This window comes from Streptomyces sp. NPDC048462 (genome assembly GCF_043200175.1).
Lineage (GTDB): Bacteria > Actinomycetota > Actinomycetes > Streptomycetales > Streptomycetaceae > Streptomyces.
In genome coordinates, this window is the sequence record NZ_JBICXG010000003.1 from 73591 (window position 1) to 96983 (window position 23393).

The following is a 23393-nucleotide window of genomic DNA, read 5'->3' on the forward strand; positions in this document are numbered from 1 at the left end:
GTCATCCGGAACGTGCTTCTGTCAGCCCGGCCCAGGCTCCGCGACCCGACGAGGAATGAGCGCAAGACCGTGAACGTCCGCACCGAAATCGAGAGAGCCGTACGCGCGGCCGCACCGCATGCCCTGGTCGAGACGGTGCGCGCGGCACTCGCCGCGGCGTACGACGCCCGGTCCGTGGAGCTGCTGCTGGCGGACTACGGCATGACGGTACTCAAGCCGGTCGGCTCCGCACCGGGGCGCGAACGCACCCTGTCGATGCACAACAGCGCGCAGGGCCGGGCGTTCGGCAGCCAGCGCCCGCACGAGGAGCCGGCCGGCCACGGCGGCGCCGTCGACCACCACTTCCCCGTGACGGTACGCGGCGAGCGCCTCGGCATCCTCACCGTCCGCCTCCCGGCGGGAGCCTCGACCCCGCGGACCATGGACGAGCTGGCCCAGGTGGCCGACCTGCTGGGCCACGAGATCGTCGTCGCCGAACGGGACACCGACCTGTACCAGGCTGCCCGCCGCGTCACGCGGCTCACCCTGGCCGCCGAGATGCAGTGGCAGCTGCTGCCCGCACGGGCGTTCACCGCGCCCGAGTACGCCATCGGTGCCCAGCTGGAGCCGGCGTACGCCATCCACGGCGACAACTTCGACTGGGCGGCGGACGGCGACCAGCTGACCGTCTCCGTGACCAACGGCATGGGCGAGGGCATCCAGGCCTCCCTGCTCACCAACCTCGCCGTGAACGCGCTCCGCAACGCCCGAAGGGCCGGCATCGGCATCGCGGACCAGGCGGCACTCGCGGACCAGGCGCTCTACGACCAGCACCGCGGCAGCGCCCACGTGTCGACCCTGCTGCTCCGCTTCGACCTCGCCACCGGAACGGTCGGCGCGGTGGACGCCGGCTCCCCGCAGCTGTGGCGGCTGCGCGGCAGGAAGGTCGCCCGCGTCGAGCTGGACGCGCAGTTGCCGCTCGGCATGTTCGAGGAGTCGCGGTACGACGTCCAGCACGTCCAGCTGAGCCCCGGCGACCGGCTGCTGCTCGTCAGCGACGGGGTGTACGACACCGTCTCGCCCCTCGGGGAGGCCTATGTGGAGCGAGGCCTCGCCCGGGCGGTCCTCGCGACCCGGCTGCTGCCCGCCGCCTCGGTGCCGGGCGCCGTACTGCGTGAACTCGCGGACTACCGCGAGTCGGAACCGCTCGACGACGCGCTGGTCGTCTGCATCGACTGGTTCGGCAGGCACGACGCGGACGGCTGACCGCCTCTGGGCGGGAGACGGCGGGGGCCGGAGACCGCGGGGGCGGCCCTGATCAGCTGCTGAGCGTGAACTCGGCGCGGATGCGCTTGCCGACGGGCACCCGCTCGGCCGTCAGCCGGTCGCACAGGGCCACCACGATCTCCATGCCGTGGCCGCCCAGCCGGCTCGGGTCCGGGGAGTAGAAGACCGGGAGCGCGCTGCTGCTGTCGTACACCGTCACGCTGATCCGCTCCGCGGTGCCCTCCAGCTCCAGCAGATAGGGGCCGTGGCTGTAGCGGTCGGCGTTGGTGACCAGCTCGCTCACGGCCAGCATCAGATCGTTGCGGGTGTGCGGCCCGAGCACGGCCATCCACTCGGAGACGAGCCGCGCGAGAAATCGGTCGGCCAGGCCTCGCGCCAGCGAAATGCACCCCGGCTCGCCGTCGAACACCTCGGCGGCGTGCAGTGCCTCCGTGGGCGGACGGCTCCTCGGGGAGTCGTCCGGCCGGGAGATGGCCTGTTCGTTCATGTGCTCCAGCCAGGGCGCAGCGGGGGGAGGCCGTGAGGGCCTCGCTTCTCGTTGCTCGTGTACCCGCGCCGGGAGATCCCACTCCCGGCCTATGCCAGCAGATCTTACGCACGTCCGGGGAGCCGGACCACGGTCACGAAGAACTCGTCGATCTGGCGGACCGCCGCGATGAACTGATCGAGGTCGACCGGCTTGGTGACGTAGGCGTTGGCGTGCAGTTTGTAGCTGCGCAGGATGTCCTCCTCGGCGGAGGACGTCGTCAGCACGACCACTGGAATGAGGGAGAGTTCCGGGTCCTGCTTGATCTGCTCCAGCACCTGGCGCCCGTCGTACTTGGGCAGGTTCAGGTCGAGCAGGATCAGGTCGGGGCGCGGGGCCTCGCCGTGCTCTCCCCTGCGGTAGAGGAAGTCCAGCGCCTCCTGGCCGTCGCGGACCACGTGGAGGGTGTTGCGGATCTTGTTGTCCTCGAACGCCTCACGTGTCATCAGCTCGTCACCGGGGTCGTCCTCGACGAGCAGGACCTCGATGGGCTGTGCGGGATGGGTCACGCGGCATCTCCGTGGATCTCGGCGGGCGGGGCGGTCTCGTCGGCGGTGGGGCCGTCGTCCGCGACGGGCAGGCTGAAGTGGATGCGGGTCCCTTGGCGGGGTTCGGGATCCAGCCAGATCCGGCCGCCGTGGAACTCGATGATCTTGCGGCAGAGGGCGAGTCCGATCCCCGTGCCGTCGTACTCGTCACGGGCGTGCAGACGCTGGAAGATGACGAAGACCTTCTCGGCGAACTCGGGCGCGATCCCGATCCCGTTGTCCGTCACGGTGAAGTGCCAGACGTCGTCCTCCCGCACACAGCCGACCGTGATCAGACACGGCTCGTCCGGGCGGCGGAATTTCACCGCGTTCCCGATCAGGTTCTGCCAGATCATGGCGAGGGTCGTGCCGTCGCCGTTCACCTCGGGCAGTGTGTCCTCGCGTACGACCGTGGCCTCGGACTCCTCGATGATCAGGGTCAGATTGGCGAGCGCCCGGTCCAGCGAGCGGTCCAGGTCGACGCTGCGCCAGCTGTCGTGGACCCGGCCCACACGGGAGAAGGTCAGCAGGTCGTTGATGAGCACCTGCATGCGCTTGGCGCCGTCCACCGCGAAGTCGATGTACTGCTTGCCGCGTGCGTCCAGCTCCGTCCCGTAGCGCTTCTCCAGGAGCTGGCAGAAGGACGCGACCTTCCGCAGCGGCTCCTGGAGGTCGTGCGAGGCGACGTACGCGAACTGCTCCAGCTCGGAGTTGGAGCGGCGGAGCTCCTCCGTCTGCTGGGCCAGCAGCTCCTCCTTCTCGTTGGCGGCGTCGAGCTCCTCGACCAGGCGGCACCGCATGTCCTCGACGGCGCCGGCGACCGCGCGTACGTCGGAGGGGCCGCGCACCTCGATCCGGCGGCGGAAGGAGCCGGACTGTACGCGTCTGGAGGCCTCGGCCAGCGAGTGGAGCGGCCGTCCCACCACCCGGTGCAGCAGCAGGCTGAGCGCGATCACGCACAGCACGAAGCAGGCCACGAGCGCGATCAGCGTCCGGTCGCGGGTGACGCGTGCGTCGTTGAGCTGGTCGCGGGCGTGGTCGCGGGCGGTGTCGAGATGGGACTGCTGCACGGTGTAGAGCCGGCGCAGCGTGTCGAAGGCGGTCTTGCTCCCGGCGGTCCTGGCGGACGAGCTGTTCTCCCGGCCGTCGCGGCGGACGGCGGCGATCAGCGGTTCGGCATGGTCCCTGCGCCACTGCTCGGACGCCGCGGCGATCCGGTCCAGATCACGGGCGTACGGGTCGGCGTCGCCCATCGCCGAGCGGACCCGGGCCAGCCGCAGCCGTTCGTCGCGCTGGCCCGAGGCATAGGGCTCGAGGAAGGTGGGGTCGCCGCTGAGGGCGTAGCCGCGGACCCCGGTCTCCTGGTCGAGCAGCGCGTTCTGCAGCTGGAACGAGGCGGAGCGGGCGGGCTGGATGCGGTCCACCAGTTCGGTGGTCCGGTCGGATATCCGGGCCAGCACGAGTCCGCCGACTACCAGGCAGCCGCACACGACCACGACGAAGCAGGCCAGGATCAGATGGACCCAGTTCTGGACCGACAGCCGGGCCAGCCGTCCCGGCAGCAGCGGGGCGTCGGTCGGTGAGTCACTGGCCATGAGGTGTCCTGTTCCAGGCGAGGTGCAGCACGGCCACGTCGTCGGCGAGGCCGCCATGGGGGGCCGCCGCGTCGGCGGCGCCGTCGACCAGCGCGTCGACGAACGGGCGGGCGGGCAGTGCGGCCCGGCTCCGGGCCATCGCGAGCAGTCCGTCCTCGCCCAGCCGGGTGTCCGGTCCGGTGCGTCCCTCGAACAGGCCGTCGCTGAAGAGTACGAGACCGGCGCCGGGCGCCAGCGGCAGGTCGGTGGAGATCCACTGGCCGTGGCCGGGCAGCAGCCCGAGTGCGATGCCGCCCTCGGGCTCCACCCACTCGATGTCCGTGCCGTCGCGCAGCAGGAGCCCCGGGTGTCCCGCCCGTACGATCCGGACGTGGTCCCCGCCGGGCGGGAAGACGAGTGAGGTGACGGTCGCGAAGACATGCGGGTCGGACCGCTCCGCGACGAGGATCTCCTCGAGCAGCGCGATCTGTTCCAGCTGGTCGGTGCGGCACAGCACCGCCGTGCGCCAGGCCACCCGCAGGCACACGCCCAGCGCGGCCTCCGCCGCGCCGTGCCCCGACACATCGCCGATCACGGCGTGCACCGTGCCGTCGGACGTCTGGACCACATCGTAGAAGTCACCGCTGAGCAGGCCGTGGGCGCGGCCGGGCTCGTACCGGGCGACTGCCTCGAAACCGTCGTCGTTCAGGAGCGGTACGGGCAGCAGCCCGCGCTCCAGGCGGGCGTTCTCCTGAGCCATCTGCTGGTTGGCGCGCAGAGCCGCCGCCGCCCGCTCGACCTGCTTGCGCTGGAGGGCGTAGCGGACGGCGCGGGACAGAGCCTGCGGGTCGAGCCGGCCCTTGACCAGGTAGTCCTGCGCACCGGTGGCCACCGCGTCGAGTCCGGCCTCGGCCTCGGCAAGACCGGTCAGCACCACGATCGCGGCGTCCGGAGTGGTCTCCACGATCTGGGTGACGGCACTCAGCCCGGTCACATCGGGAAGGTGCAGGTCCAGCAGGACACACACGGGCGTCCCGTGCCCGCGCAGAAAGGCCAGGGCCTCCGTCAGGGTCTTGCACCAGGTGAGTGCGGAGTCCAGCTCGCCGTCGGCCAGCATCTCCTCGACGAGGAGGGCGTCACCCGCGTCGTCCTCGACCAGCAGGATGGCAGCGTTGACATCCCACACGGAGCCCCGGCCGTCCGGCTTCGCTCCGGTCTGTGCCGGGAGCATCGCGCTGACCGGATGCCGCGCGTGGGAGCCAGTACGCGTCTCAGCCACGCCTCACCCTCTCGTCGTGATCGAGCGGGCCGCCCGCCGTCGCCAGGCAGCATATGTGAATGGCGCCTGCCCTTGTGCGGGCAGGCGCCATTGTGCTGCTGTGAGGCGGCGGAACGGGCGTTGCCGGGACGCGGCACTCCCACCCGCGGGGGTCAGGCCTCGACGGACATCCCGGCGCGCAACTGCTTGACGATGCGGGCGAGCAGCCGTGAGACGTGCATCTGCGAGACGCCGAGCTCGGCACCGATCTGGGACTGCGTCATCTCCTGGCCGAAGCGCATCCGCACGATGCTGCGCTCACGCTCGTCGAGCTGTTCCAGCAGCGGTGCCAGTGTGTGGAGGTTCTCGACGGTCGCCATCCCCGGGTCGGCCTCGCCGATCATCTCGGCGAACGACCGCTGGTCGCTCCCGGAATCGGTCTCGGCCGAGGGGGAGTCCAGGGACCCCGCCGAATAGCCGTTGGCCGCGACGAGCCCCTCGATGATCTCTTCCTCGGGGAGGTCGATGAAGTCGGCGAGCTCCTTGACGGTCGGGTCGCGGTCGAGCTTCGCCGAGAGCTCCTCCTTCGCCTTCGCCAGGTCGACGCGGAGTTCCTGGAGCCGCCTCGGCACGTGCACCGCCCAGGTCGTGTCCCGGAAGAAGCGCTTGATCTCCCCGACGATGTACGGGACCGCGAAGGTGGCGAACTCGACTTCGCGCGAGAGGTCGAACCGGTCGATCGCCTTGATCAGCCCGATGGTGCCCACCTGGATGATGTCCTCGGTGTCGTCGCCACCGCGGTTGCGGAACCGCGCGGCGGCGTACCGCACCAGGGAGAGGTTCATCTCGATGAGGGTGTTGCGGGCGTACTGGTACTCGTGGGTGCCCTCTTCCAGGACCTGGAGCCGGTCGAGGAACAGCTTCGACAGCGCGCGGGCGTCCTTCGGAGCCACCTTTCCGGTGTCCTCGATCCACGGCAGCTCCGCAGTGCCGGGCTCCGTAGGGATGCCGGTCTGCTCCGAGAACGAGCGTGCGGCATCGAGAACTCTGCCGGTCTGCTCCGTCGTGGCCGCCATGTTGTCGCCCCTCCTGATCGCCAAGTGCGTCAGACCTCGTGTGCCCCGCATCGGTGAGGCCATGCCGAATGGGTGCGATTCTTTTTTCGCCGTCGTGGCGGCAGCGATCGCGAGTGGCCGGTATGCCCATTTTTGTCTCGGTGCCTGTTGGATCCGGGATGTTGCCGGCCCGCATTCGTGGGCACTGTCTTGTATCCGATACAGGGAGATGCCATGGCGAACAGCGATCCCACAGGCCCGGCGACCGCCACTGTCACGACCAGGATTCCGGCGAGACTGGACAGGCTCCCCTGGTCCAGGTGGCACTGGATGATCGTGATCGGGCTCGGGACCGTCTGGATCCTGGACGGCCTGGAGGTCACGGTCGTCGGGAACATCGCGAGCCGGCTCTCCGAGGACGGCAGCGGTCTGCCCATCAGTGCCGGCCAGGTCACCGGGATCGCCGCGGCCATGTACGTGGCGGGGGCGTGCTCGGGTGCGCTGGTCTTCGGGTGGCTCACCGACCGCTACGGCAGGAAGAAGCTCTTCCTGATCACGCTCGCCGTCTACCTCCTGGCGACGGCACTCACCGCGGTCTCCTTCTCGGTCTGGTGGTTCTTCCTCTTCCGGTTCCTCACCGGCTTCGGGATCGGAGGGGAGTACGCGGCGATCAACTCGGCCATCGACGAACTCATTCCGAGCAAGTACCGGGGACGTGTCGACCTCATCATCAACGGCAGCTTCTGGCTCGGCGCGGTGGCCGGATCGCTGCTCTCCGTGCTCGCCCTGAACACGTCCGTCTTCCCGAAGGACGTCGGCTGGCGTCTCACCTTCGCCTTGGGCGTCGTCCTCGGACTCGTCATCCTCCTCGTGCGCCGCCACGTGCCGGAGAGCCCCCGCTGGATGTTCATCCACGGCCGTGACGAGGACGCGGAGACGCTCGTGGCCGAGGTGGAACGCGAGGTGGAGTCAGAGACGGGACGAAGGCTTCCGGAAGCCGGGACAAGCATCACCGTCGAGCAGCGGGGCGGGATCGGCTTCGGGCTGATCGCCAGGACCGTCTTCCGGTCCTACCCGAAACGGGCCGTGCTGGGCTTCTCGCTCTTCATCGGGCAGGCGTTCCTCTACAACGCCGTCACCTTCGGCTTCGGCTCGATCCTCGTCACGTTCTTCGACGTGTCAAGCGGCGCGACCGGCTACTACTTCGCCGTCATCGCCGCCTGCAACTTCCTCGGACCGCTTCTGCTCAGCAGGTTCTTCGACACCGTCGGCCGCAAACCCATGATCGCCGGGACGTACCTCCTGTCCGGTGTCCTGCTCCTGGTCACCGCGTGGTTCTTCAACAGTGGGTGGCTCTCGGCCGTCACCATGACCGCGTGCTGGTGTGTCGTGCTGTTCTTCGCGTCCGCCGGCGCCAGCTCCGCCTACCTGACCGTCAGCGAGATCTTCCCGATGGAGACCCGCGCGATGGCGATCGCCTTCTTCTACGCCATCGGCACCGCCGCAGGCGGCATCTCCGGACCCCTGGTCTTCGCCGAGCTCACGGAGAGCGGTGTGCCGGCCGACACCGCGCTGGCCTTCTGCGTCGGGGCCGTGCTCATGATCGCGGCCGGGCTGGTGGCCTGCTTCTTCGCCGTAGCGGCGGAGGGCCGGTCCCTCGAGGACATCGCCGCGCCGCTGAGCGCCCGGGAGGACACGGGCGGAAGCGGCACGAAGCCCTCCGCCGCGCCGTCGGGCGAACCCGGCTGACGCACTCGAATGGAGCAGCCGCCGGAGCATGGCAAACTTGGGTGGGGCGTTCGGCCCGCAGTGCGGCGGCTTCGCGCGGAAGCCCGCGGCCGGACCTTCAGTCCCGTGGATGCCTGTCCTCGTGAGTCCGGCTCGGCGGCGCGCCACGGTCCGCCGGGAGAATCCGGCGGCACAAGCAACAGAGGAACGGCAATGACGGTGACAGAGGACGGCCCCGAGCTCGTGCCCGGTACCGAGGATCTCGCGCCCGGCAGCGAGGAGTTCGGTCCCGGGATCGACCCGCAGCGGCTGGCCGTCTGCCTGGGGGTGCTCGACGAACTGGACACCATCGAGGTCGACCACCCGGACGCCATCGCGGTGCGCCGCGCCACCGCCGGCGTCTACCGGACCGTGAAGCAGCGCCGCCGCCAGGAGCGCCGGGCCGCCAAGACCGCGCACGACAAGGCCGTCACCGAGGCCACCGCGACCGGCTCGGCCGACCGCATCGACGACGAGACGCAGGGCGTCCTGCCGTCCTCCTCCGCCGGCGCGGAGATCGCGGGCGTCCTCCAGCGCCCCAGGTCCTGCTACATCTGCAAGACGCGGTACGTCGAGGTGGACGCCTTCTACCACCAGCTCTGCCAGTCGTGCGCCCGGGAGAACCGTGCCCGCCGCGACGCGCGCACCGACCTGACCGGGCGCCGGGCGCTGCTCACCGGCGGCCGCGCCAAGATCGGCATGTACATCGCGCTGCGGCTGCTGCGTGACGGTGCGCACACCACGATCACCACCCGTTTCCCCAACGACGCCATCCGCCGCTTCAAGGCGATGGAGGACAGCGACGAGTGGATCCACCGGCTGAAGATCGTCGGCATCGATCTCCGTGACCCCGCCCAGGTCGTCGCGCTCGCCGAATCCGTCGCCGCCGAGGGCCCGCTGGACATCCTGATCAACAACGCCGCCCAGACGGTGCGCCGCTCACCGCAGGCGTACAGCGAGCTGCTCGGTGCCGAGTCCGCCCCGCTGCCCGCGGGCGAACTCCCCGCCGCCGAGGTGATCGGCACCTTTGGCAGCGGCACCGTCGACCGCGTCGCCGCGCTGCCCGCCGCCCGCAAGGAGGGGCTGAGCGCGCAGGACGTCACCGAGCTCGCGCTGGTCACCGGATCCGCCTCGCTCGAACGCATCGCCGCCGGTACCGCGATCGACGCGGGCGGGCTCGTCCCGGACCTGCACCACAGCAACAGCTGGATCCAGACAGTCGACGAGGTCGAGCCGATCGAGCTCCTTGAGGTCCAGCTCTGCAACTCGACCGCACCGTTCATCCTGATCAGCCGGCTCCGCCCGGCCATGGCGGCGACGGCGTCGGCCCACTCCTATGTGGTCAACGTCTCCGCGATGGAGGGCGTGTTCGGCCGCGGTTACAAGGGGGCGGGGCACCCGCACACCAACATGGCCAAGGCAGCGCTGAACATGCTCACCCGCACCAGCGCCCAGGAGATGTTCGAGAAGGACGGCATCCTGATGACCGCCGTCGACACCGGCTGGATCACCGACGAGCGGCCGCACCCCGACAAGATGCGCCTGGCCGAGGAGGGGTTCCACGCCCCGCTCGACCTGGTCGACGGCGCCGCCCGCGTCTACGACCCGATCGTGCGCGGCGAAGGGGGCGAGCCGCTGTACGGCTGCTTCCTCAAGGACTACGCACCGGCGAACTGGTAGCGGCCCGCGGCAGCGCCCCTCCATACAGATGCGGACCCGGTCCGGGAACCCTCCCGGGCCGGGTCTTTTCCGTGCTCGGTGGCTGAAAGTGACCCAGGGCACACGTTCCATCGAGCGTACGGGCGCTCATTTGGTTACTCTGAGGGGAACGGACGCCACCGAGGGATCCACGAAGATTCCCCGGCCGTCCTGGGACAGGCCTGTCAACCGGGCCGCCGTCCCGCCCCGTACCCGGCGCCACCGCGACCGAAGCTGATCCTGCCCCTGCCCTCATGGGCGGTCGACGTGCCGGTATTGGAGCCGGAGCGTCGGCGACGCCCGGGGTTACGCGACACAAAGGAGTGCGCGGTGACGACACCGGAACTGACGAAGTACGAGAAGCGACCGGCCGACCGGCCCGGAGAGCGGGCCCGCCGGCCCGAGAAGCTCCGCAACATCGAGGTCTGGGCCAGGTCCGCACCGATCCGGCTGGCCGGCTACGAGGACGATCTCGCCGAACCGCACATCCTGCCCGGCATCGACTGACCGTTTCACCGCCGAGCTCCGGTCCGCGCCCCGAGAAGGGACGGGGCCGGAGCTCGGTCGTGTGGCGGGCGTCCCCGTTCAGAAGATCGCGCGGGCCACGGCGGCCCCGGCGAACGAGAGGCCGACCCCCGCGCCCACGGTGAGCAGCAGATAGCCCGCCGCCAGAGTGAGCCGGCGGGCGGAGTTCAGGGTCAGCAGTTCGTAGGAGAACGTCGACCAGGTCGACAGGGCCCCGCAGAACCCGGTGGCGAGCAGCAGATTGAGCCGGGCGCCCAGCTCCCCGCCGGCCACCGCCTCGGCGACGAAGCCGAGGAACAGGGCGGCGCCGGCGTTGGCGGCGAAGGTGCCCCACGGGAAGACGCTGTGCAGGCGGAACTTCGCGTCGACCCCGAGGTAGTAGCGCAGCGGCGCGCCCATGATTCCGCCGGCGATGACGAGCAGCCAGTCGGTCATGACGCGCCGTTCTCCGTGGCGTAGGAGCGCCCGACGGCGAAGTGGGCGGCGAACGCGCCCGCCGTCACAGCGGCCAGCGCGGCCACCACCGTCAGCACCAGGCAGCCGACCGCGTACCCGGGCTGATGGTTCTCGAACAGCTGCCGGACGTTGTCCGTGTAGTGCGAGAACGAGGTGAACCCGCCGAGCACGCCGGTGCCGAGCAGTGGACTGATCAGCCGGGGCGCGCCGGGGAAGCGCAGCTTAAGGGTGACCATCAGAACACCCATCAGGAAGCAGCCGACCGTGTTGACCAGCAGAACCGTCCACGGGAAGGCCGAGGCGCCGGTGGGCCAGAGGCGCTCGGCACCGTACCGGGCGACGGCTCCGGCGGCGCCGCCTGCCGCGACGGCGGCCACCACCGACAGCTGCACCCCCGGGTGATGGTCGGGGTGGCTGTGCAGGTGCAGCCTCATCCTGGATGACATTCCGCGAATCTATGGAGCGGTCGGGGCCGTCGGAGGCGTAGCGCGCCAGCGAGGCCGGGCCCGTACCCGGGTGGGTCAACCGGGGACCCCGCAGCGCGATTATCCGAACACTCTGTGTCTTGATGGCATATGTAGGGATGCGCTCCCGGCCCGTCGGGGCGGAGGCCTCCTCGCCGTCGAGCCGTTGGAGTCAGCCTTGCCCCTCGCCGAGCCGGAAATCGTCCGGCGGCTGGAGAGCCGTCAGCCGTCCGCGTACGTACTGGCCTCCCTGCGGGGGTTCGGGCAGGTCGATCTCCAGGCCGGACTCCTGACCGGTGTGGCGATCCTCGTCGCGCTGTGGGTGTCCGGCTGGCAGAACGGCCTGTACGCCACGCTCGGCACCCTGATCGCCACCGCGACCGCCTACGCCCTCGCCGTCGACCGGTCGGGGATCGCGCTCGGACTCCAGGGGTACGCGGGCTGCCTCACGGGCATCGCCCTCGTCTCCTCGCTGGGCAACCATCTCGCCACCTATGTGCTGACCGTCGTCGGCGCCGTCATGTGCACCGTTCTGATGGCAGCCCTGGGCACCCTCCTCGCGCCCTACGGGCTCACCCCGCTCACCGCGCCCTTCTGCCTGGTCTCCGGAGTGATGGTGGTCGGCGCCCCCTCGTTCGCACGGGTCTGGCACGGCGACCCCGCCTCCGTGGCCAGCACCACCACCGGCGAGACCGGGTGGACCTGGACCGCCCTGTGGCACGCGTTCTTCAACAACATCTCGCAGGTCTTCCTGATCGACAGCTGGTACGTCGGGCTGATCATGCTCGTCGGCCTCGCCTTGGCCGGCCTGCGCGTCGTGCTCTACGCGGCGGGCGGCAGCGTGGTCGGCATCGTCGCCGCGTGGGTGCTCGGCGCCCCGACGGCGCTGATCGCCAACGGCATCTACGGATACAACGCGGTGCTCGTGGCCATCGCCCTCGGCGCGGTGTTCATGGCGAACACGGTCTGGAACGGTGCGTACGCGCTCTTCGGCGCGGCCGTCAGTACCGGGCTCACGGCGTCGCTGACGTCCATCTTCAAGACCTTCGGCGGCCACACCTTCACCTGGCCGTTCATTCTCACGACCTGGGCGCTGATGGCCGCCGTGCCGCTGCTGCCCCGGCTCCGCCGGAGCGGTTGACCGTCCCGGCCCCCGAGCCCTCAGCCCGTACAACCCGAGGAAGGTACCGACGATGAACCTCGCCCCTCGCGAGATCGACAAACTGCTGGTGTACGTGGTCGCCGACCTGGCCCGCAAACGCCAGGGACGCGGCCTCAAGCTCAACTACAGCGAGTCGGTCGCGCTGATCACCGAGGCGATCCTCGAAGCCGCGCGCGACGGAAGGAGCGTCGCGGACTGCATGGAGCTGGGCCGCCATGTCCTGGGCGAGCCGGACACCATGCCCGGCGTACGGGAGATGCTCGGCCTGCTGCAGGTCGAGGCGTCCTTCATGGACGGTACGAAGCTGGTGTCCTGCCACGACCCGATCGGGGGCTGACCCCGGTGGCCGAGCGGTGCGCCGTCATCGCCGTGTGCGGCCACGAAGCCGGCTACGGGCGTGCGCTGGAGGGACTCGTGGACCCCGAAGTGAGCGTCGTTCCGAGCGGGCGCGAGCTGTTCCGGAGCATCTCCGCGCACCGGCGCCGGGGTGAGGAGACGGCGGTCGTCCCGATGACGCTCGGCCGGGACCCCGAACTCGTCGCGGACACCGCCCGGACCCTGCGAGCCGTTGCTGGCGGCGACCTGACGCCCATCGTGCTCACCGAGCCGTTCGGCACCGCACAGCACCTCGTCGGCTGGCTGCGCGCGGCGGCGGGACGAGTACCGGAGGACTCCGCCCTGCTGGTCACGGCCCCGTCCGGCGACCCGTTCGAGGACGCGGAGCTGTACCGGATCGCCGCACTCGTACGCCGCTACGGGCGGCACGCCCTGGTCGAGGTGGCGTTCACCGGCGGGGACCCGGACCCGGCCGAGGGCGTCCGGCGATGCCGGCTGCTCGGCGCGGAGCGGGTGGCGCTGCTTCCGGCCGGGTTCGCGCCGCCCGAGGTGCCCGAGCCGACCGGCCCGGTGGCGGATGGCGCCGGTCCCCTCGTGTCCGCGTCCGCGCTGCGGCGGGTGCTGGCCGAGCGGGTGGCCGACGCCCGGCGGCGCCGGCGCGAACACGGCGACGACGGCATCGCGGCCGGGCTGGCCGCCGCCGAGAACCACGGCCACTCCCACACCCACCCACCGGGCGCGGGACACGACCACGGCCACGGTCACCACCATCACGGACCCGGCCATCCGAACCCGCATCAGCACCCGTCCGCCGATGGAGCGGGCCAAGTCATCAGGAGCATCGCATGACGTTCCGTCAGAAGTACCTCTACGGCAAGGACCCCATCGAGATCAACGCGGGCCGCCGCACGCTGAAGGTCACCGTGAGCAACACCGGTGACCGTGCCGTGCAGATCGGCTCGCACTACCACTTCTTCGAGGTCAACTCGGCGCTGTCGTTCGACCGCCAGGAGACGCTCGGCATGCACCTCAACATCCCCGCCGGCACCTCCGTGCGCTTCGAGCCCGGCGGCTCGCGCGAGGTCGAGCTGTGCGCGTACGGGGGGACCGGCCGGCTGATCGGCTTCAGCGGGCTGCTCAACGGCAGCCTCGCCTCCCACCCCGCCCGGGTCGAAGCCGTCCGCAAGGCCATCGAGCAGGGCTTCCAGGGCGCGCAGGGCACCGCCGCCAGGAGCACCGGGGCAGGCAGGCCCGCCGCCAAGCCCGCCGGTAAATCCGCCGCCGAGCCCGCCAAGCCCGCCAAGTCCGCCAAGTCCGCCAAGGAAAAGAAGAAGGGTTCGCGCTGATGCCCATCCTGCCACGCAAGCAGTACACCGACATGTTCGGCCCGACGGTCGGAGACCGCTTCCACCTGGCCGACACCAACCTCGTCGTCGAGGTCGAGAAGGACTACAGCGAGGGCCAGTACGGCGACGAGGTCCTCTACGGCGGCGGCAAGACGATGCGGGACGGCATGGCCTCCGACCCGCAGATCACCGCCGCCCAGGGCGCGCTCGACACCGTCATCACCAACGTCGTGGTCATCGACCCGATGGTCGGTGTGGTCAAGTGCGACATCGGCATCAAGGACGGCTTCATCGTCGGCATCGGCAAGTCCGGCAATCCGCAGACCCAGAACAACGTCGATCCGAACCTGGTCATCGGCGCGGGCACCGAGGCCATCGCGGGGGAGCACCTCATCGCCACCGCGGGCGCCATCGACACCCACGTCCACCTGATCGCCCCGCAACAGGCCGAACAGGCGCTCACCAACGGCATCACCACCCTCATCGGCGGCGGCACCGGACCGACGGACGGCACCAACGGCACCACCTGCACCCCCGGCCCGTTCAACATCGCCAGGTTCCTCCAGGCCGCCGAGGGCTTCCCGGTCAACCTCGGCATCATGGGCAAGGGCAACGGCAGCCTGCCGGAAGCGCTCAACGAGCAGATCGTGGCGGGTGCCTGCGGCCTCAAGGTGCACGAGGACTGGGGCGCCACCCCGGCCGTCATCGACAACGCCCTGAACGTCGCGGACGCGCACGACGTCCAGGTCTCCATCCACACCGACAGCCTGAACGAGAGCGGCTTCTTCGAGGACACCCGCTCCGCGATCGACGGGCGGGCCATCCACACCTTCCACAGCGAGGGCGCGGGCGGCGGCCACGCCCCCGACATCATGCGGGTCGCAGGCGAGCCGAACATCCTGCCGTCCTCGACCAACCCGACCCTGCCCTACACCAAGAACTCGGTGGACGAGCTCCTGGACATGGTCATGGTCTGCCACCACCTCAGCCACGACATCCCCGAGGACGTGTCCTTCGCGGACAGCCGGGTGAGGGCCGAGACAATCGCCGCCGAGTCCGTACTGCACGACCTCGGCGTGATCAGCATGTTCTCCTCCGACTCCCAGGCCATGGGCCGGGTCGGGGAGTCCGTCACCCGGGCCTTCCAGACCGCGCACCACTGCAAGGACAAGCTCGGCAGGATGGAGGGCGACTCGGCGCGCAACGACAACCAGCGGGTGCTGCGCTACCTCGCCAAGATCACCATCAACCCGGCTATCGCCTCCGGCATCGCCGAGCACGTCGGATCGATCGAGAAGGGCAAGATCGCCGACATCGTGCTGTGGCCCATCCACTCCTTCGCGGCCAAGCCCAAGATGGTGATCAAGGGCGGCATCGTCTCCTGGGCCCAGATGGGCGACCCCAACGCCTCGCTGCCCACCCCGCAACCGGTCATCTACCGGCCGATGTTCGGCCAGTACGGCAAGGCGCTGCAGGCCACCCACGTCACCTTCATGTCCCAGGCGGGCATCGCCGCCGGTGTCCCCGCCGAACTCGGCCTGGAACGCAAGGTCCTGCCGGTCCGGCGCACCCGCACCATCGGCAAGCACAACATGGTCCGCAACGACGCCCTGCCGGACATCCAGGTCGACCCGGAGACGTTCAAGGTCACGCTCAACGGCAAGGTCGCCACCATCGATCCGGCCGAAACGCTGCCCCTCAACCATCTCTACTTCCTGGTCTAGGGCAGATGTACCGCAACGAGGGCGACAGCGCGGCCGACCCCCCGCCTGCCATGACCGCGGCCGCCACCGCCGTGACCGCGGGCGCCACCGGTCTCGGACCGCTGCTGGTCAGCCTCCAGCTGACCGACTCCGCGTTCCCGAGCGGCTTCTACACGCTGTCGCACAGCCTGGAGGGCTTCGCCCAGGCCGGGGCCGTCGACCCCGCCACCGTGCCGAGGCTCCTCCACGACCTGCTGCTGCACGGCGTCGGCCCTGCGGACGCCACGGCGCTCGCCCTCGCCCACCGCGCCACCGCGGCGGGCGACCCGGCGGCCGTCGTCCGGATCGACGAGCACCTCTTCGCGGCCAAGCTGGGCCGCGAGATGCGACAGGCCGCCACCCGGACCGGACGCCAGCTGCTCGACCTGGGCCAGGAGGTCTTCGACCGTCCGGAGATCTCCGACTACTTCGGCCGGGTGGTGCGCCGGGAGGCCCCCGGCACCCAGGCGGTGGCCGCGGGCGTCATCCACGCCGCGACCGGGGTCCCGGTCCGCCACGCCGTCGCCGCCGACCTGTTCGCCTTCTGCGTCAGCTTCGCGGGCGCGGCCCTGCGGCTGCGGCTGACCGACCACCGCTCGGCGCAGACCCTCCTGCGGGGGGCGGCGCCCGTCATCGAAGCGGCCGTGGAGGCGGCGCTGCGGCGCGAACTCGACGACGTCGGCGCCACCGTCTTCGCCTCGGACATCATGTCGGGCCGTCATGAGCGCGCCGAGGCCCGGCTCTTCGCGAGCTGACACCCACCCCGTCACACACCAGGGAGCACCATGGACGACAACGTACTGCGGGTCGGCATCGGCGGACCCGTCGGATCCGGCAAGACGGCGCTCATCGAGGCGCTGGTGCCGGTCCTGATCGAGCGCGGCCACCGCCCCGCCGTCATCACCAACGACATCTACACCCAGGAGGACGCCCAGCACGTCCGCCGCACCCTGGCCGGCGTCCTGGAACCGGAACGGGTCGTCGGCGTCGAGACGGGCGCCTGCCCGCACACCGCCGTACGTGACGACCCCACGATGAACCTGGCGGCGGGCGCCGAGATGCTGGAGCGCTTCCCGGACACCGACACGCTGCTCTACGAGTCCGGCGGCGACAACCTCACGCTGACCTTCAGCCCGGCGCTCGTGGACCTCTTCCTCTTCGTGCTGGACACCGCCGAGGGCGAGAAGATGCCCCGCAAGCGCGGCCCCGGCATCACCGAGTGCGACCTGCTCGTCATCAACAAGATCGATATCGCCAAGTACGTGCGCACGGACATCAACGTCATGGAGTCCGACGCCCACCGGGTCCGGGACAACCGCCCCGTCGTCCTCACCGACTGCCTGACCGGCGTCGGCATCGACGACATCGCGGTCTACCTCGAATCGCGCCGCAAGGCGCTGATCTGAGATGAGGCCGGCCCCGCACCGGCCACCGGCCGACCGGCTGGCCGAGGAGTACTACGCCGCGGTCCGGGTCCCCCCGGACGTAGCGGCCCTGGCCTCCGTGCCCGACACGCTCGCGCCCGGGTCCCCGGCCAAGGTCGGCATCCTCGACCTGGCCTTCGCGGTACGGGGCGGGCGCACCGAACTCGTCGAGCGCTACCAGAAGACACCGCTGCAGATCATGCGGCCGCTGTGGATCGACCCCGCGCTGCCGGGCATGAGCTACGTCTACCTGATGGCGACCGGCGGCGGCTACGCCCAGGCGGACCGCTACCGTACGGACTTCCGCTGCGGCCCGGACACCCAGGTCCATCTGACCACCCAGGCCGCCACCAAGATCTTCCGGATGGAGCACGACTACGCGAGCCAGCGGGTGCACCTGACGGCGGAGGCGGGGAGTTACGTCGAGTACCTGCCGGACCCGCTGATCCCGTTCCGGGACGCGCGCTTCTACCAGCGCACCGAGGTCACGGTCGCGAGCGGCGCCACCGTCGTGCTGGGGGACACCCTCACCGCCGGACGGCTCGCCCGGGGCGAACGCCACGCCTACCGGGTGCTCGCCACCGACCTGCGGGTCAGCCGGCCGGACGGCACCCTGCTCGCCCTGGACACCCTGCGCCTGGCCCCCGGGCCGGACGGTGCGGGAGTCCTCGGCCCCGGGGTGTTCGCCGGCCACGACCACGTCGCCTCGCTCTTCGTCGTCACCGGCCGCGCCCCCGCCGCCGAGGTGGCCGACGCCCTGCACGGTGCGCTGGCCCCGCTCGGCGTCCTGTACGGGGTGAGCGTCCTGCCCCGCGACTGCGGCGCCTGGGTGAGGTTGCTGGACGACAGCCCGATCCGGGTCGCCGCGGCCCAGCAGGCTCTCTGGCAGTCCGTGCGCCGGCTGCTCACCGGTCATCCGGCCCCCGACCTGCGCAAGCCGTAGCCTCTCCGCCCCCACGAGACCCACGAGGTGCCCGCCGATGAACACCGCTCCCGCGCCGATGCCACCCGCGTACGACTCCGGTGACACCGCCTGGCTGCTCGCCTCCACCGCCATGGTGCTGCTGATGACGCCGGGTCTCGCGTTCTTCTACGGCGGCATGGTGCGCACCAAGCACGTGCTGGTGATGATCAAGATGAGCTTCGCCGCGCTCGCCTTCGGCACGCTCCTCTGGTGGGTCATCGGATACACGCTGGCGTTCGGCCCGGATGTGGGTGGCGCGGGGGTGATCGGCAATCTCGACCACGTGTTCATGCACGACATCGAACTCACCACGCTGTCCGGGAGGATCCCCACTTACGTCTACAGCACCTTCCAGATGGGCTTCGCCATCATCACGGTGGCGCTGATCAGTGGTTCGATCGCGGACCGTGCCACGATGCGGGGCTGGCTCGTCTTCGTCGTGCTGTGGCTGCTCATCGTCTACATCCCCATCGCGCACTGGGTGTTCGACTCGGACGGCTGGATCGTCAGGCACCTCGGCGCCCTCGACTTCGCCGGCGGCCTGCCGGTGGAGCTGAACTCCGGTGTGGCGGGCCTGGCCGTGGCGCTCGTGCTGCGTGCGCCGCGCGACTTCGCGCGCCGCGAGGAGCGCCCCAACAACATTCCGCTTGTTGTCATCGGGGTCGGGCTGCTCTGGTTCGGCTGGTTCGGCTTCAACTCCGGCTCGGCACTCAGCGACCAGGGCACCGCCGCCGCGGCCTTCATCAACACCCAGCTCGGTGCCGCGGGCGCGATGGTCACATGGCCGCTGGTGGAGAAGTGGCGCACCGGCAGGGTCACCACGATGGGCGTCGTCTCGTCCGCCGTGGCGGGCATGGTCGCCATCACCCCGGCCTGCGGTGAGATCGACACGCTGGGCGCGGTCATCACCGGCCTCGTCGTCGGCGCGGTCTGCGCGTTCGCGATCACCCTGAAGTTCCGTTTCAACGTGGACGACACGCTCGACGTGGTGGGAGTGCACGGTGTCGGCGGACTGATCGGCCTGATCATGGTCGGCCTGTTCGCCACCGCACGCATCAGCGGCAAGAAGGGCCTCTTCTACGGGGGCGGCTGGGGGCTGCTGGGCAAGCAGCTCGTAGCGATCGTCGCCGTGATCGCCTTCTCCTTCATCCTGACCTGGATCATCGCCAAGGCCGTGGACCTGACCGTCGGTTTCCGTGCCAAGGAGGAGTACGGCGAGGTGCCCGGCGAGGAGCAGGAGCGGGCGTACGACTTCCAGACCGCCGAGCGCCTCGGTGGTCTGGTCTCCAGCAAGCCGTTGACCAGCGACGACGAACTCGTCAAGCAGATCAAAACCCTGCTGAGGGCCCGCGAGCAGGAGCGGTAGCCGGCGGGAGGCGGGGCGGGTGCCGGATGCCCGGTCCACCCCGCTTTCTCCCGGGAGTCATCCGATGGATGTGGGAGAGAAGTTTCGTTCTGTCTGGAAGATTGCATTGACAGGTTCACGTCGTGCTTCAATCATCGGACGTCATGACCGAACTTCCCAGGCGCCACGTACTCGGAATGACGGCAGGGGCGGCAGTCGGCGCCGCCCTGCTCACCCCCGCCACCGCCGAAGCGGCCCCGCGAACCGGGACCGCCCCCGAGACCCCGCACGGCGGTGACTGGGGGACCGTGCCCCCGGCCGTCCCCGTCCCCCTCGACGACTGGTTCGACAACGACGGCATCGACACCGCCGAGAACCCAGGCGGCAGCTTCGACGGCTCCGGCTACACCTTCCCCGGCGAGGAACTCCCGGCAGGGGAAAGGGAGATAGCCGGAACCCTCTTCCGCTTCCCGGCCGCCGGGGCCGGGGCGAAGAACAACGTCGTCGCCCTCGGCCAGCGCGTCGACCTCCCGCCAGGCCGCTACCTCTCCGGCCTGCTGCTCACCGCATGCAGCTACGGAGCCACGTCGGGCAAGGCCACGGTGCACTACGCCGACGGCACCACATCGCAGCCGGCCCTCGCCGGACCCGACTGGTACTCCGGCAGCGGCGACCTGACCTCCGCCTACCGCTACGCCCCCGACGGCACCAAGGACCCGCACCCGGTCTCCATCGCCGTGTCCGAGATCCCGCTCGACCCGGCGAGGCAGGCCGTCGCGCTGACCCTTCCCACCACCCGGCCCGCCGAGGAGAACAAGTCCGCCCTGCACGTCTTCGCCCTCTCCCTCCAACCGGCGGCCGAGGGACGGGCCCTGGCCGTACGCGACGCGCACTCCACCACATCGCTCCTGGACCACGGCGCCCAGAGCGTCGAGGCCACCGTCGTCAACGCGGGCACCGTGGGCATCCTCGCCGCCGACGGACTCAGCCTCTCGGTCGACGTACCCGGCGCGCGCACCGTCGCACCCGCCCGCGTCACCCGGCTCGCCCCCGGCGAGCAGGCCCGCGTCCGCATCGGCATCCGCAACAGACCGGGCACCGCCGCAGGCACCGCCCGGGACGGCAGCGTCGTCGCCCGCGGCCGGGGGCAGCAGGCGGCGACGGTCCGGCGCTCGCTCACCCTCGGCGTCCCCGACTACACCCCCACGGACGCCTCCCTCTCCACCCACCAGGCGCCCTACTGGTACCAGGACGCGAAGTTCGGCATCTTCATCCACTGGGGCGTCTACTCGGTCCCGGCCTGGGCACCGGTCGGCACGCAGTACGCCGAGTGGTACTGGAACCAGATGCAGGACCCGGACAACCCCACCTACGCCCACCACCGCGACACCTACGGCGAGTCCTTCGCCTACGACGACTTCATCCCGCAGTTCCGCGCCGAGCGCTTCGACCCCCGCGCCTGGGTGGAACTGTTCCGGGACGCAGGCGCGCAGTACCACGTCCTCACCTCGAAGCACCACGAGGGCTTCGCCCTCTGGGACACCAAGCTCTCCGACCGCAACTCGGTGAAGATGGGTCCGAAGCGGGATGTGATCAGGGAACTCTTCGACGCCTCACGGCGCTACGCCCCCGAACTCCACCGCGGGCTGTACTTCTCCATGCCCGAGTGGTTCAACCCCGACCACCCGTGGATGGGCCACGCCCCGCGCAATCCGTACACCCTGGAGCCCGTCCCGTACACCGGCCACACCCCGGGCAAGGACTACGTCACCGAGTTCCAGGGCCCGCAGATGCTGGAGCTGATCGAGGGGTACGACCCCGAGATCATCTGGTGCGACATCGGCGGCGACAACGACAGCCACCGGGTGCTCGCCGAGTACTTCAACCACGCCAAGAACCGGGCCCGGCCGGTCGACGTCACGGTCAACGACCGCTCCGGAATCGGCTCGCACGACTTCACCACACCCGAGTACACGACGTACGACCAGATCGTCACCGCCAAATGGGAGTCCAGCCGGGGCCTCGACCCGTTCAGCTACGGCTACAACGCGCAGACCCCGGACGAGAAGTACATGACGGCCGAGGAGATCGTGCACTCGCTCGTCGACATCGTCTCCAAGAACGGCAACTTCCTGCTCGACATCGGGCCGAAGTCCGACGGCACGATCCCCGCGATCATGCAGCGCAGGCTGCGCGAGACGGGGCAGTGGCTGAAGACCAACGGAGAGGCGATCTACGACACCACCTACTGGGCGCGGATGCCGCAGCTGGGCGAGGAGCTGCGGTTCACCCTCCGGCCGGACAAGGCGTTCTACATCCACTCGCTGGTCCGGCCGGGCGCGACCCTGACGGTCCGGGCGCCGGTGCCGGTCCGGGGCGGTGACCGGATCACGCTGCTCGGCCACGACCGGCCGCTGAGCTGGCGCACCAGCGGTGACTCGCTGGTGATCGACGTGCCGGCGGCGGCCCGCAGGACAGGCGAGCACGCCTGGGTCTTCAAGATCGACTGGAGGGGCTGACCGGTCCGGGGCGCGGCACCGGGCGCATGAACTCCCGCACATAGGTGCGATGCCACCAGTTCCCCGTGGTCCGCAGTTCGCGCCAGGTCGTGTACCGGTAGCGGTACACCCTGGCGCGGACGTGCTCCGGCGGCGCACCGGGGAACGGGTTGTGCCGCAGCAGCCGCAGCGTGTCCCGGTCGTTCTCCAGCAGCCGCTGGACGAAGGCCCCGAACCAGGGGCGGGCGTACGCGGGCGAGAGCGCGGCGAACCACATCATCCAGTCGAGCCGCAGATGGTACGGGGCGAACTGGCGCGGCAGCCGCCGTAGATCGCCGGGCTTCCCGCGGAATCCGTACTCCCGCCAGACCGTCTCCGCGCCCACGGTCCGCTCGTTGGTCCCCTCGACCACCACCTCCAGCCGGACCCGGCTGATGCTGCCGAACGCGCCGTAGGTGTTGACCAGGTGCAGCGGGTCGAAGGAGCGGTTCATCACCTGCCGGCGCGAGACCAGATTGCGGGCCGGGCGGTAACTGAGCGCCAGCACAAGGGCGGTGACGGCGATGACCACCACCTCGTACCAGAGGGGCGCGGCCGATTGGGCGGGCGGCTCGGCGACCGGGGACCAGTCGACGGCCGACAGGGCGAGCGCGATCGTCAGCCAGTTGAGCCACGCGAAGTTCCCCGACAGCACCAGCCACAGCTGGGTGAGGACCATCAGGCCCGCCGCCGCGCCCGCCACCGGCTGCGGGGTGAACAGCAGCACCGGGACCAGCAGCTGGGTCACGTGGTTGGCCGCCGCCTCGGCCCGGTGCAGCGGCCGGGGCAGATGGTGGAAGAACCAGCTCAGCGGTCCGGGCATCGGCTGGGTCTCGTGGTGGAAGTCGAGACACGTCAGCCTGCGCCAGCACGCGTCGCCACGAATCTTGATCATTCCGGCGCCGAACTCCACCCGGAACAGCACCCACCGCAGCAGCCACAGGACGAGGACCGGCGGGGCGGTGCGCGCGTTGCCGAGGAAGACGGCGAGGAAGCCGGTCTCCAGCAGCAGGGACTCCCAGCCGAAGCCGTACCAGGTGTCCCCGACCTGGACGATCGACAGGTACAGCGCCCAGGGCAGCGCCCACATCACCATCGCCGCCCACAGCGGCAGCAGGCCGTCCACGCCGGCGATCAGGGCGACGGAGAGCGCGCAGCCGGTCCAGGAGACCAGGGCGAAGAAGCGGTCGGAGTAATGGAGGCGGAAGAGCCCCGGGGCGGTGCGCCAGTCGGTGCGCCGCAGCAGTCCGGGGACGGGCAGCATGCCGCGTTCACCGATCAGCGCCCGGAACTGGAGCGCGGCGGTGAGGAACGCGGTCAGATAGATGACGGCGAGCGCGCGCTGAAAGATCAGCCGGCCGAGCCAGTACCCGTCTGCGGTGAACCACTCCATCGCCCCCAGTATCGGCCCCGCGGGGCCT

General features: G+C 70.4%; 22 protein-coding genes. 14 read left to right on the forward strand and 8 right to left on the reverse strand.

Translation table 11 applies throughout. From position 1 onward, the window contains the following. Positions 1-69 precede the first annotated feature (69 nt). A complete protein-coding gene (locus tag ACGFU6_RS06435) occupies positions 70-1245 on the forward strand; it encodes a PP2C family protein-serine/threonine phosphatase (RefSeq protein ID WP_393608479.1) in 1176 nt (391 codons plus the stop codon). Between the two features lie 52 nt (positions 1246-1297). On the opposite strand, the gene ACGFU6_RS06440 is transcribed toward ACGFU6_RS06435, so the two are convergent. From ACGFU6_RS06440 to ACGFU6_RS06460, 5 genes are all read right to left on the reverse strand, one after another. Then, a complete protein-coding gene (locus ACGFU6_RS06440; protein ID WP_393608480.1) occupies positions 1298-1753 on the reverse strand; it encodes an ATP-binding protein in 456 nt (151 codons plus the stop codon). Between the two features lie 104 nt (positions 1754-1857). Beyond that, positions 1858-2301: a response regulator gene (locus ACGFU6_RS06445; protein ID WP_024492202.1), complete on the reverse strand. Its 444-nt coding sequence runs from the start codon at positions 2299-2301 to the stop codon at positions 1858-1860. Further along, positions 2298-3914: a CHASE3 domain-containing protein gene (locus tag ACGFU6_RS06450; RefSeq protein WP_393608482.1), complete on the reverse strand. Its 1617-nt coding sequence runs from the start codon at positions 3912-3914 to the stop codon at positions 2298-2300. Before ACGFU6_RS06450 ends, ACGFU6_RS06445 begins: the two co-directional genes overlap by 4 nt. Beyond that, the gene (locus ACGFU6_RS06455) at positions 3904-5124 is read right to left on the reverse strand and encodes a PP2C family protein-serine/threonine phosphatase (protein ID WP_393609055.1); all 1221 of its coding nucleotides are present in this window, start codon (positions 5122-5124) and stop codon (positions 3904-3906) included. The genes ACGFU6_RS06450 and ACGFU6_RS06455 overlap by 11 nt, the downstream gene beginning before the upstream one ends. Before the next feature lie 200 nt (positions 5125-5324). Beyond that, complete coding sequence (locus ACGFU6_RS06460) at positions 5325-6227, reverse strand: RNA polymerase sigma factor SigF (protein WP_393608483.1); 903 nt, start codon at positions 6225-6227, stop codon at positions 5325-5327. A gap of 213 nt (positions 6228-6440) precedes the next feature. Here ACGFU6_RS06460 and ACGFU6_RS06465 point away from each other — a divergent pair, with 213 nt between their 5' ends. The 3 genes from ACGFU6_RS06465 (at position 6441) to ACGFU6_RS06475 (ending at position 10178) form a co-directional block, all read left to right on the forward strand. Further along, the gene (locus tag ACGFU6_RS06465) at positions 6441-7955 is read left to right on the forward strand and encodes an MFS transporter (protein ID WP_393608485.1); all 1515 of its coding nucleotides are present in this window, start codon (positions 6441-6443) and stop codon (positions 7953-7955) included. A gap of 192 nt (positions 7956-8147) precedes the next feature. Then, complete coding sequence (locus ACGFU6_RS06470) at positions 8148-9653, forward strand: SDR family NAD(P)-dependent oxidoreductase (protein WP_393608487.1); 1506 nt, start codon at positions 8148-8150, stop codon at positions 9651-9653. A gap of 348 nt (positions 9654-10001) precedes the next feature. Continuing rightward, on the forward strand, positions 10002-10178 hold the full coding sequence (locus ACGFU6_RS06475; RefSeq protein ID WP_185092617.1) for a hypothetical protein: 177 nt from the start codon (positions 10002-10004) through the stop codon (positions 10176-10178). Between the two features lie 78 nt (positions 10179-10256). Here the strand turns inward: ACGFU6_RS06475 and ACGFU6_RS06480 are convergent, their stop codons facing one another. Then, positions 10257-10631 carry a fluoride efflux transporter FluC gene (locus tag ACGFU6_RS06480; RefSeq protein WP_393608489.1) on the reverse strand — a complete coding sequence of 125 codons (375 nt, stop codon included), beginning with the start codon at positions 10629-10631 and terminating at the stop codon, positions 10257-10259. Beyond that, a complete protein-coding gene (locus ACGFU6_RS06485; protein ID WP_393608490.1) occupies positions 10628-11098 on the reverse strand; it encodes a fluoride efflux transporter FluC in 471 nt (156 codons plus the stop codon). The genes ACGFU6_RS06480 and ACGFU6_RS06485 overlap by 4 nt, the downstream gene beginning before the upstream one ends. A gap of 196 nt (positions 11099-11294) precedes the next feature. Here ACGFU6_RS06485 and ACGFU6_RS06490 point away from each other — a divergent pair, with 196 nt between their 5' ends. The 10 genes from ACGFU6_RS06490 (at position 11295) to ACGFU6_RS06535 (ending at position 21954) form a co-directional block, all read left to right on the forward strand. Continuing rightward, positions 11295-12257: an urea transporter gene (locus tag ACGFU6_RS06490; RefSeq protein WP_393608491.1), complete on the forward strand. Its 963-nt coding sequence runs from the start codon at positions 11295-11297 to the stop codon at positions 12255-12257. Positions 12258-12309: 52 nt separating this feature from the next. Further along, a complete protein-coding gene (locus ACGFU6_RS06495) occupies positions 12310-12615 on the forward strand; it encodes an urease subunit gamma (protein ID WP_393608493.1) in 306 nt (101 codons plus the stop codon). 5 nt (positions 12616-12620) lie between these two features. Then, positions 12621-13463 (forward strand): sirohydrochlorin chelatase, encoded by an 843-nt coding sequence (locus ACGFU6_RS06500; protein ID WP_393608494.1) that lies wholly within the window; start codon positions 12621-12623, stop codon positions 13461-13463. Further along, positions 13460-13960 carry an urease subunit beta gene (locus ACGFU6_RS06505; protein ID WP_393608496.1) on the forward strand — a complete coding sequence of 167 codons (501 nt, stop codon included), beginning with the start codon at positions 13460-13462 and terminating at the stop codon, positions 13958-13960. The genes ACGFU6_RS06500 and ACGFU6_RS06505 overlap by 4 nt, the downstream gene beginning before the upstream one ends. Further along, positions 13960-15684, forward strand: coding sequence for an urease subunit alpha (gene ureC / locus ACGFU6_RS06510; protein ID WP_393608498.1), 1725 nt, complete (start codon positions 13960-13962; stop codon positions 15682-15684). The genes ACGFU6_RS06505 and ureC overlap by 1 nt, the downstream gene beginning before the upstream one ends. A 5-nt stretch (positions 15685-15689) precedes the next feature. Continuing rightward, positions 15690-16457 (forward strand): urease accessory protein UreF, encoded by a 768-nt coding sequence (locus ACGFU6_RS06515; RefSeq protein ID WP_393608500.1) that lies wholly within the window; start codon positions 15690-15692, stop codon positions 16455-16457. Between the two features lie 30 nt (positions 16458-16487). After that, positions 16488-17108: an urease accessory protein UreG gene (gene ureG, locus ACGFU6_RS06520; RefSeq protein WP_393608501.1), complete on the forward strand. Its 621-nt coding sequence runs from the start codon at positions 16488-16490 to the stop codon at positions 17106-17108. Position 17109: 1 nt separating this feature from the next. Then, entirely contained in the window at positions 17110-18069 is a 960-nt protein-coding gene (locus tag ACGFU6_RS06525) for an urease accessory protein UreD (RefSeq protein WP_393608503.1), read from the forward strand. Between the two features lie 37 nt (positions 18070-18106). Continuing rightward, positions 18107-19456: an ammonium transporter gene (locus ACGFU6_RS06530; protein ID WP_393608505.1), complete on the forward strand. Its 1350-nt coding sequence runs from the start codon at positions 18107-18109 to the stop codon at positions 19454-19456. Between the two features lie 143 nt (positions 19457-19599). Beyond that, a complete protein-coding gene (locus ACGFU6_RS06535) occupies positions 19600-21954 on the forward strand; it encodes an alpha-L-fucosidase (RefSeq protein ID WP_393608507.1) in 2355 nt (784 codons plus the stop codon). On the opposite strand, the gene ACGFU6_RS06540 is transcribed toward ACGFU6_RS06535, so the two are convergent. Continuing rightward, positions 21932-23365, reverse strand: coding sequence for a lipase maturation factor family protein (locus tag ACGFU6_RS06540; protein WP_393608508.1), 1434 nt, complete (start codon positions 23363-23365; stop codon positions 21932-21934). The genes ACGFU6_RS06535 and ACGFU6_RS06540 overlap by 23 nt on opposite strands. Positions 23366-23393: the final 28 nt, after the last annotated feature.

Excerpts from the sequence above, each read along its gene's own strand:
- ACGFU6_RS06495 (WP_393608493.1), top strand. The coding sequence starts at position 12,310 with ATGAACCTCGCCCCTCGCGAGATCGACAAACTGCTGGTGTACGTGGTC.
- ACGFU6_RS06485 (WP_393608490.1), bottom strand. The coding sequence starts at position 11,098 with ATGTCATCCAGGATGAGGCTGCACCTGCACAGCCACCCCGACCATCAC.
- ACGFU6_RS06535 (WP_393608507.1), top strand. The coding sequence starts at position 19,600 with ATGACCGAACTTCCCAGGCGCCACGTACTCGGAATGACGGCAGGGGCG.
- ureC (WP_393608498.1), top strand. The coding sequence starts at position 13,960 with ATGCCCATCCTGCCACGCAAGCAGTACACCGACATGTTCGGCCCGACG.
- ACGFU6_RS06530 (WP_393608505.1), top strand. The coding sequence starts at position 18,107 with ATGAACACCGCTCCCGCGCCGATGCCACCCGCGTACGACTCCGGTGAC.
- ACGFU6_RS06505 (WP_393608496.1), top strand. The coding sequence starts at position 13,460 with ATGACGTTCCGTCAGAAGTACCTCTACGGCAAGGACCCCATCGAGATC.
- ACGFU6_RS06440 (WP_393608480.1), bottom strand. The coding sequence starts at position 1,753 with ATGAACGAACAGGCCATCTCCCGGCCGGACGACTCCCCGAGGAGCCGT.
- ACGFU6_RS06525 (WP_393608503.1), top strand. The coding sequence starts at position 17,110 with ATGAGGCCGGCCCCGCACCGGCCACCGGCCGACCGGCTGGCCGAGGAG.
- ACGFU6_RS06465 (WP_393608485.1), top strand. The coding sequence starts at position 6,441 with ATGGCGAACAGCGATCCCACAGGCCCGGCGACCGCCACTGTCACGACC.
- ACGFU6_RS06460 (WP_393608483.1), bottom strand. The coding sequence starts at position 6,227 with ATGGCGGCCACGACGGAGCAGACCGGCAGAGTTCTCGATGCCGCACGC.
- ACGFU6_RS06455 (WP_393609055.1), bottom strand. The coding sequence starts at position 5,124 with ATGCTCCCGGCACAGACCGGAGCGAAGCCGGACGGCCGGGGCTCCGTG.
- ACGFU6_RS06515 (WP_393608500.1), top strand. The coding sequence starts at position 15,690 with ATGTACCGCAACGAGGGCGACAGCGCGGCCGACCCCCCGCCTGCCATG.
- ureG (WP_393608501.1), top strand. The coding sequence starts at position 16,488 with ATGGACGACAACGTACTGCGGGTCGGCATCGGCGGACCCGTCGGATCC.
- ACGFU6_RS06450 (WP_393608482.1), bottom strand. The coding sequence starts at position 3,914 with ATGGCCAGTGACTCACCGACCGACGCCCCGCTGCTGCCGGGACGGCTG.
- ACGFU6_RS06480 (WP_393608489.1), bottom strand. The coding sequence starts at position 10,631 with ATGACCGACTGGCTGCTCGTCATCGCCGGCGGAATCATGGGCGCGCCG.
- ACGFU6_RS06540 (WP_393608508.1), bottom strand. The coding sequence starts at position 23,365 with ATGGAGTGGTTCACCGCAGACGGGTACTGGCTCGGCCGGCTGATCTTT.
- ACGFU6_RS06470 (WP_393608487.1), top strand. The coding sequence starts at position 8,148 with ATGACGGTGACAGAGGACGGCCCCGAGCTCGTGCCCGGTACCGAGGAT.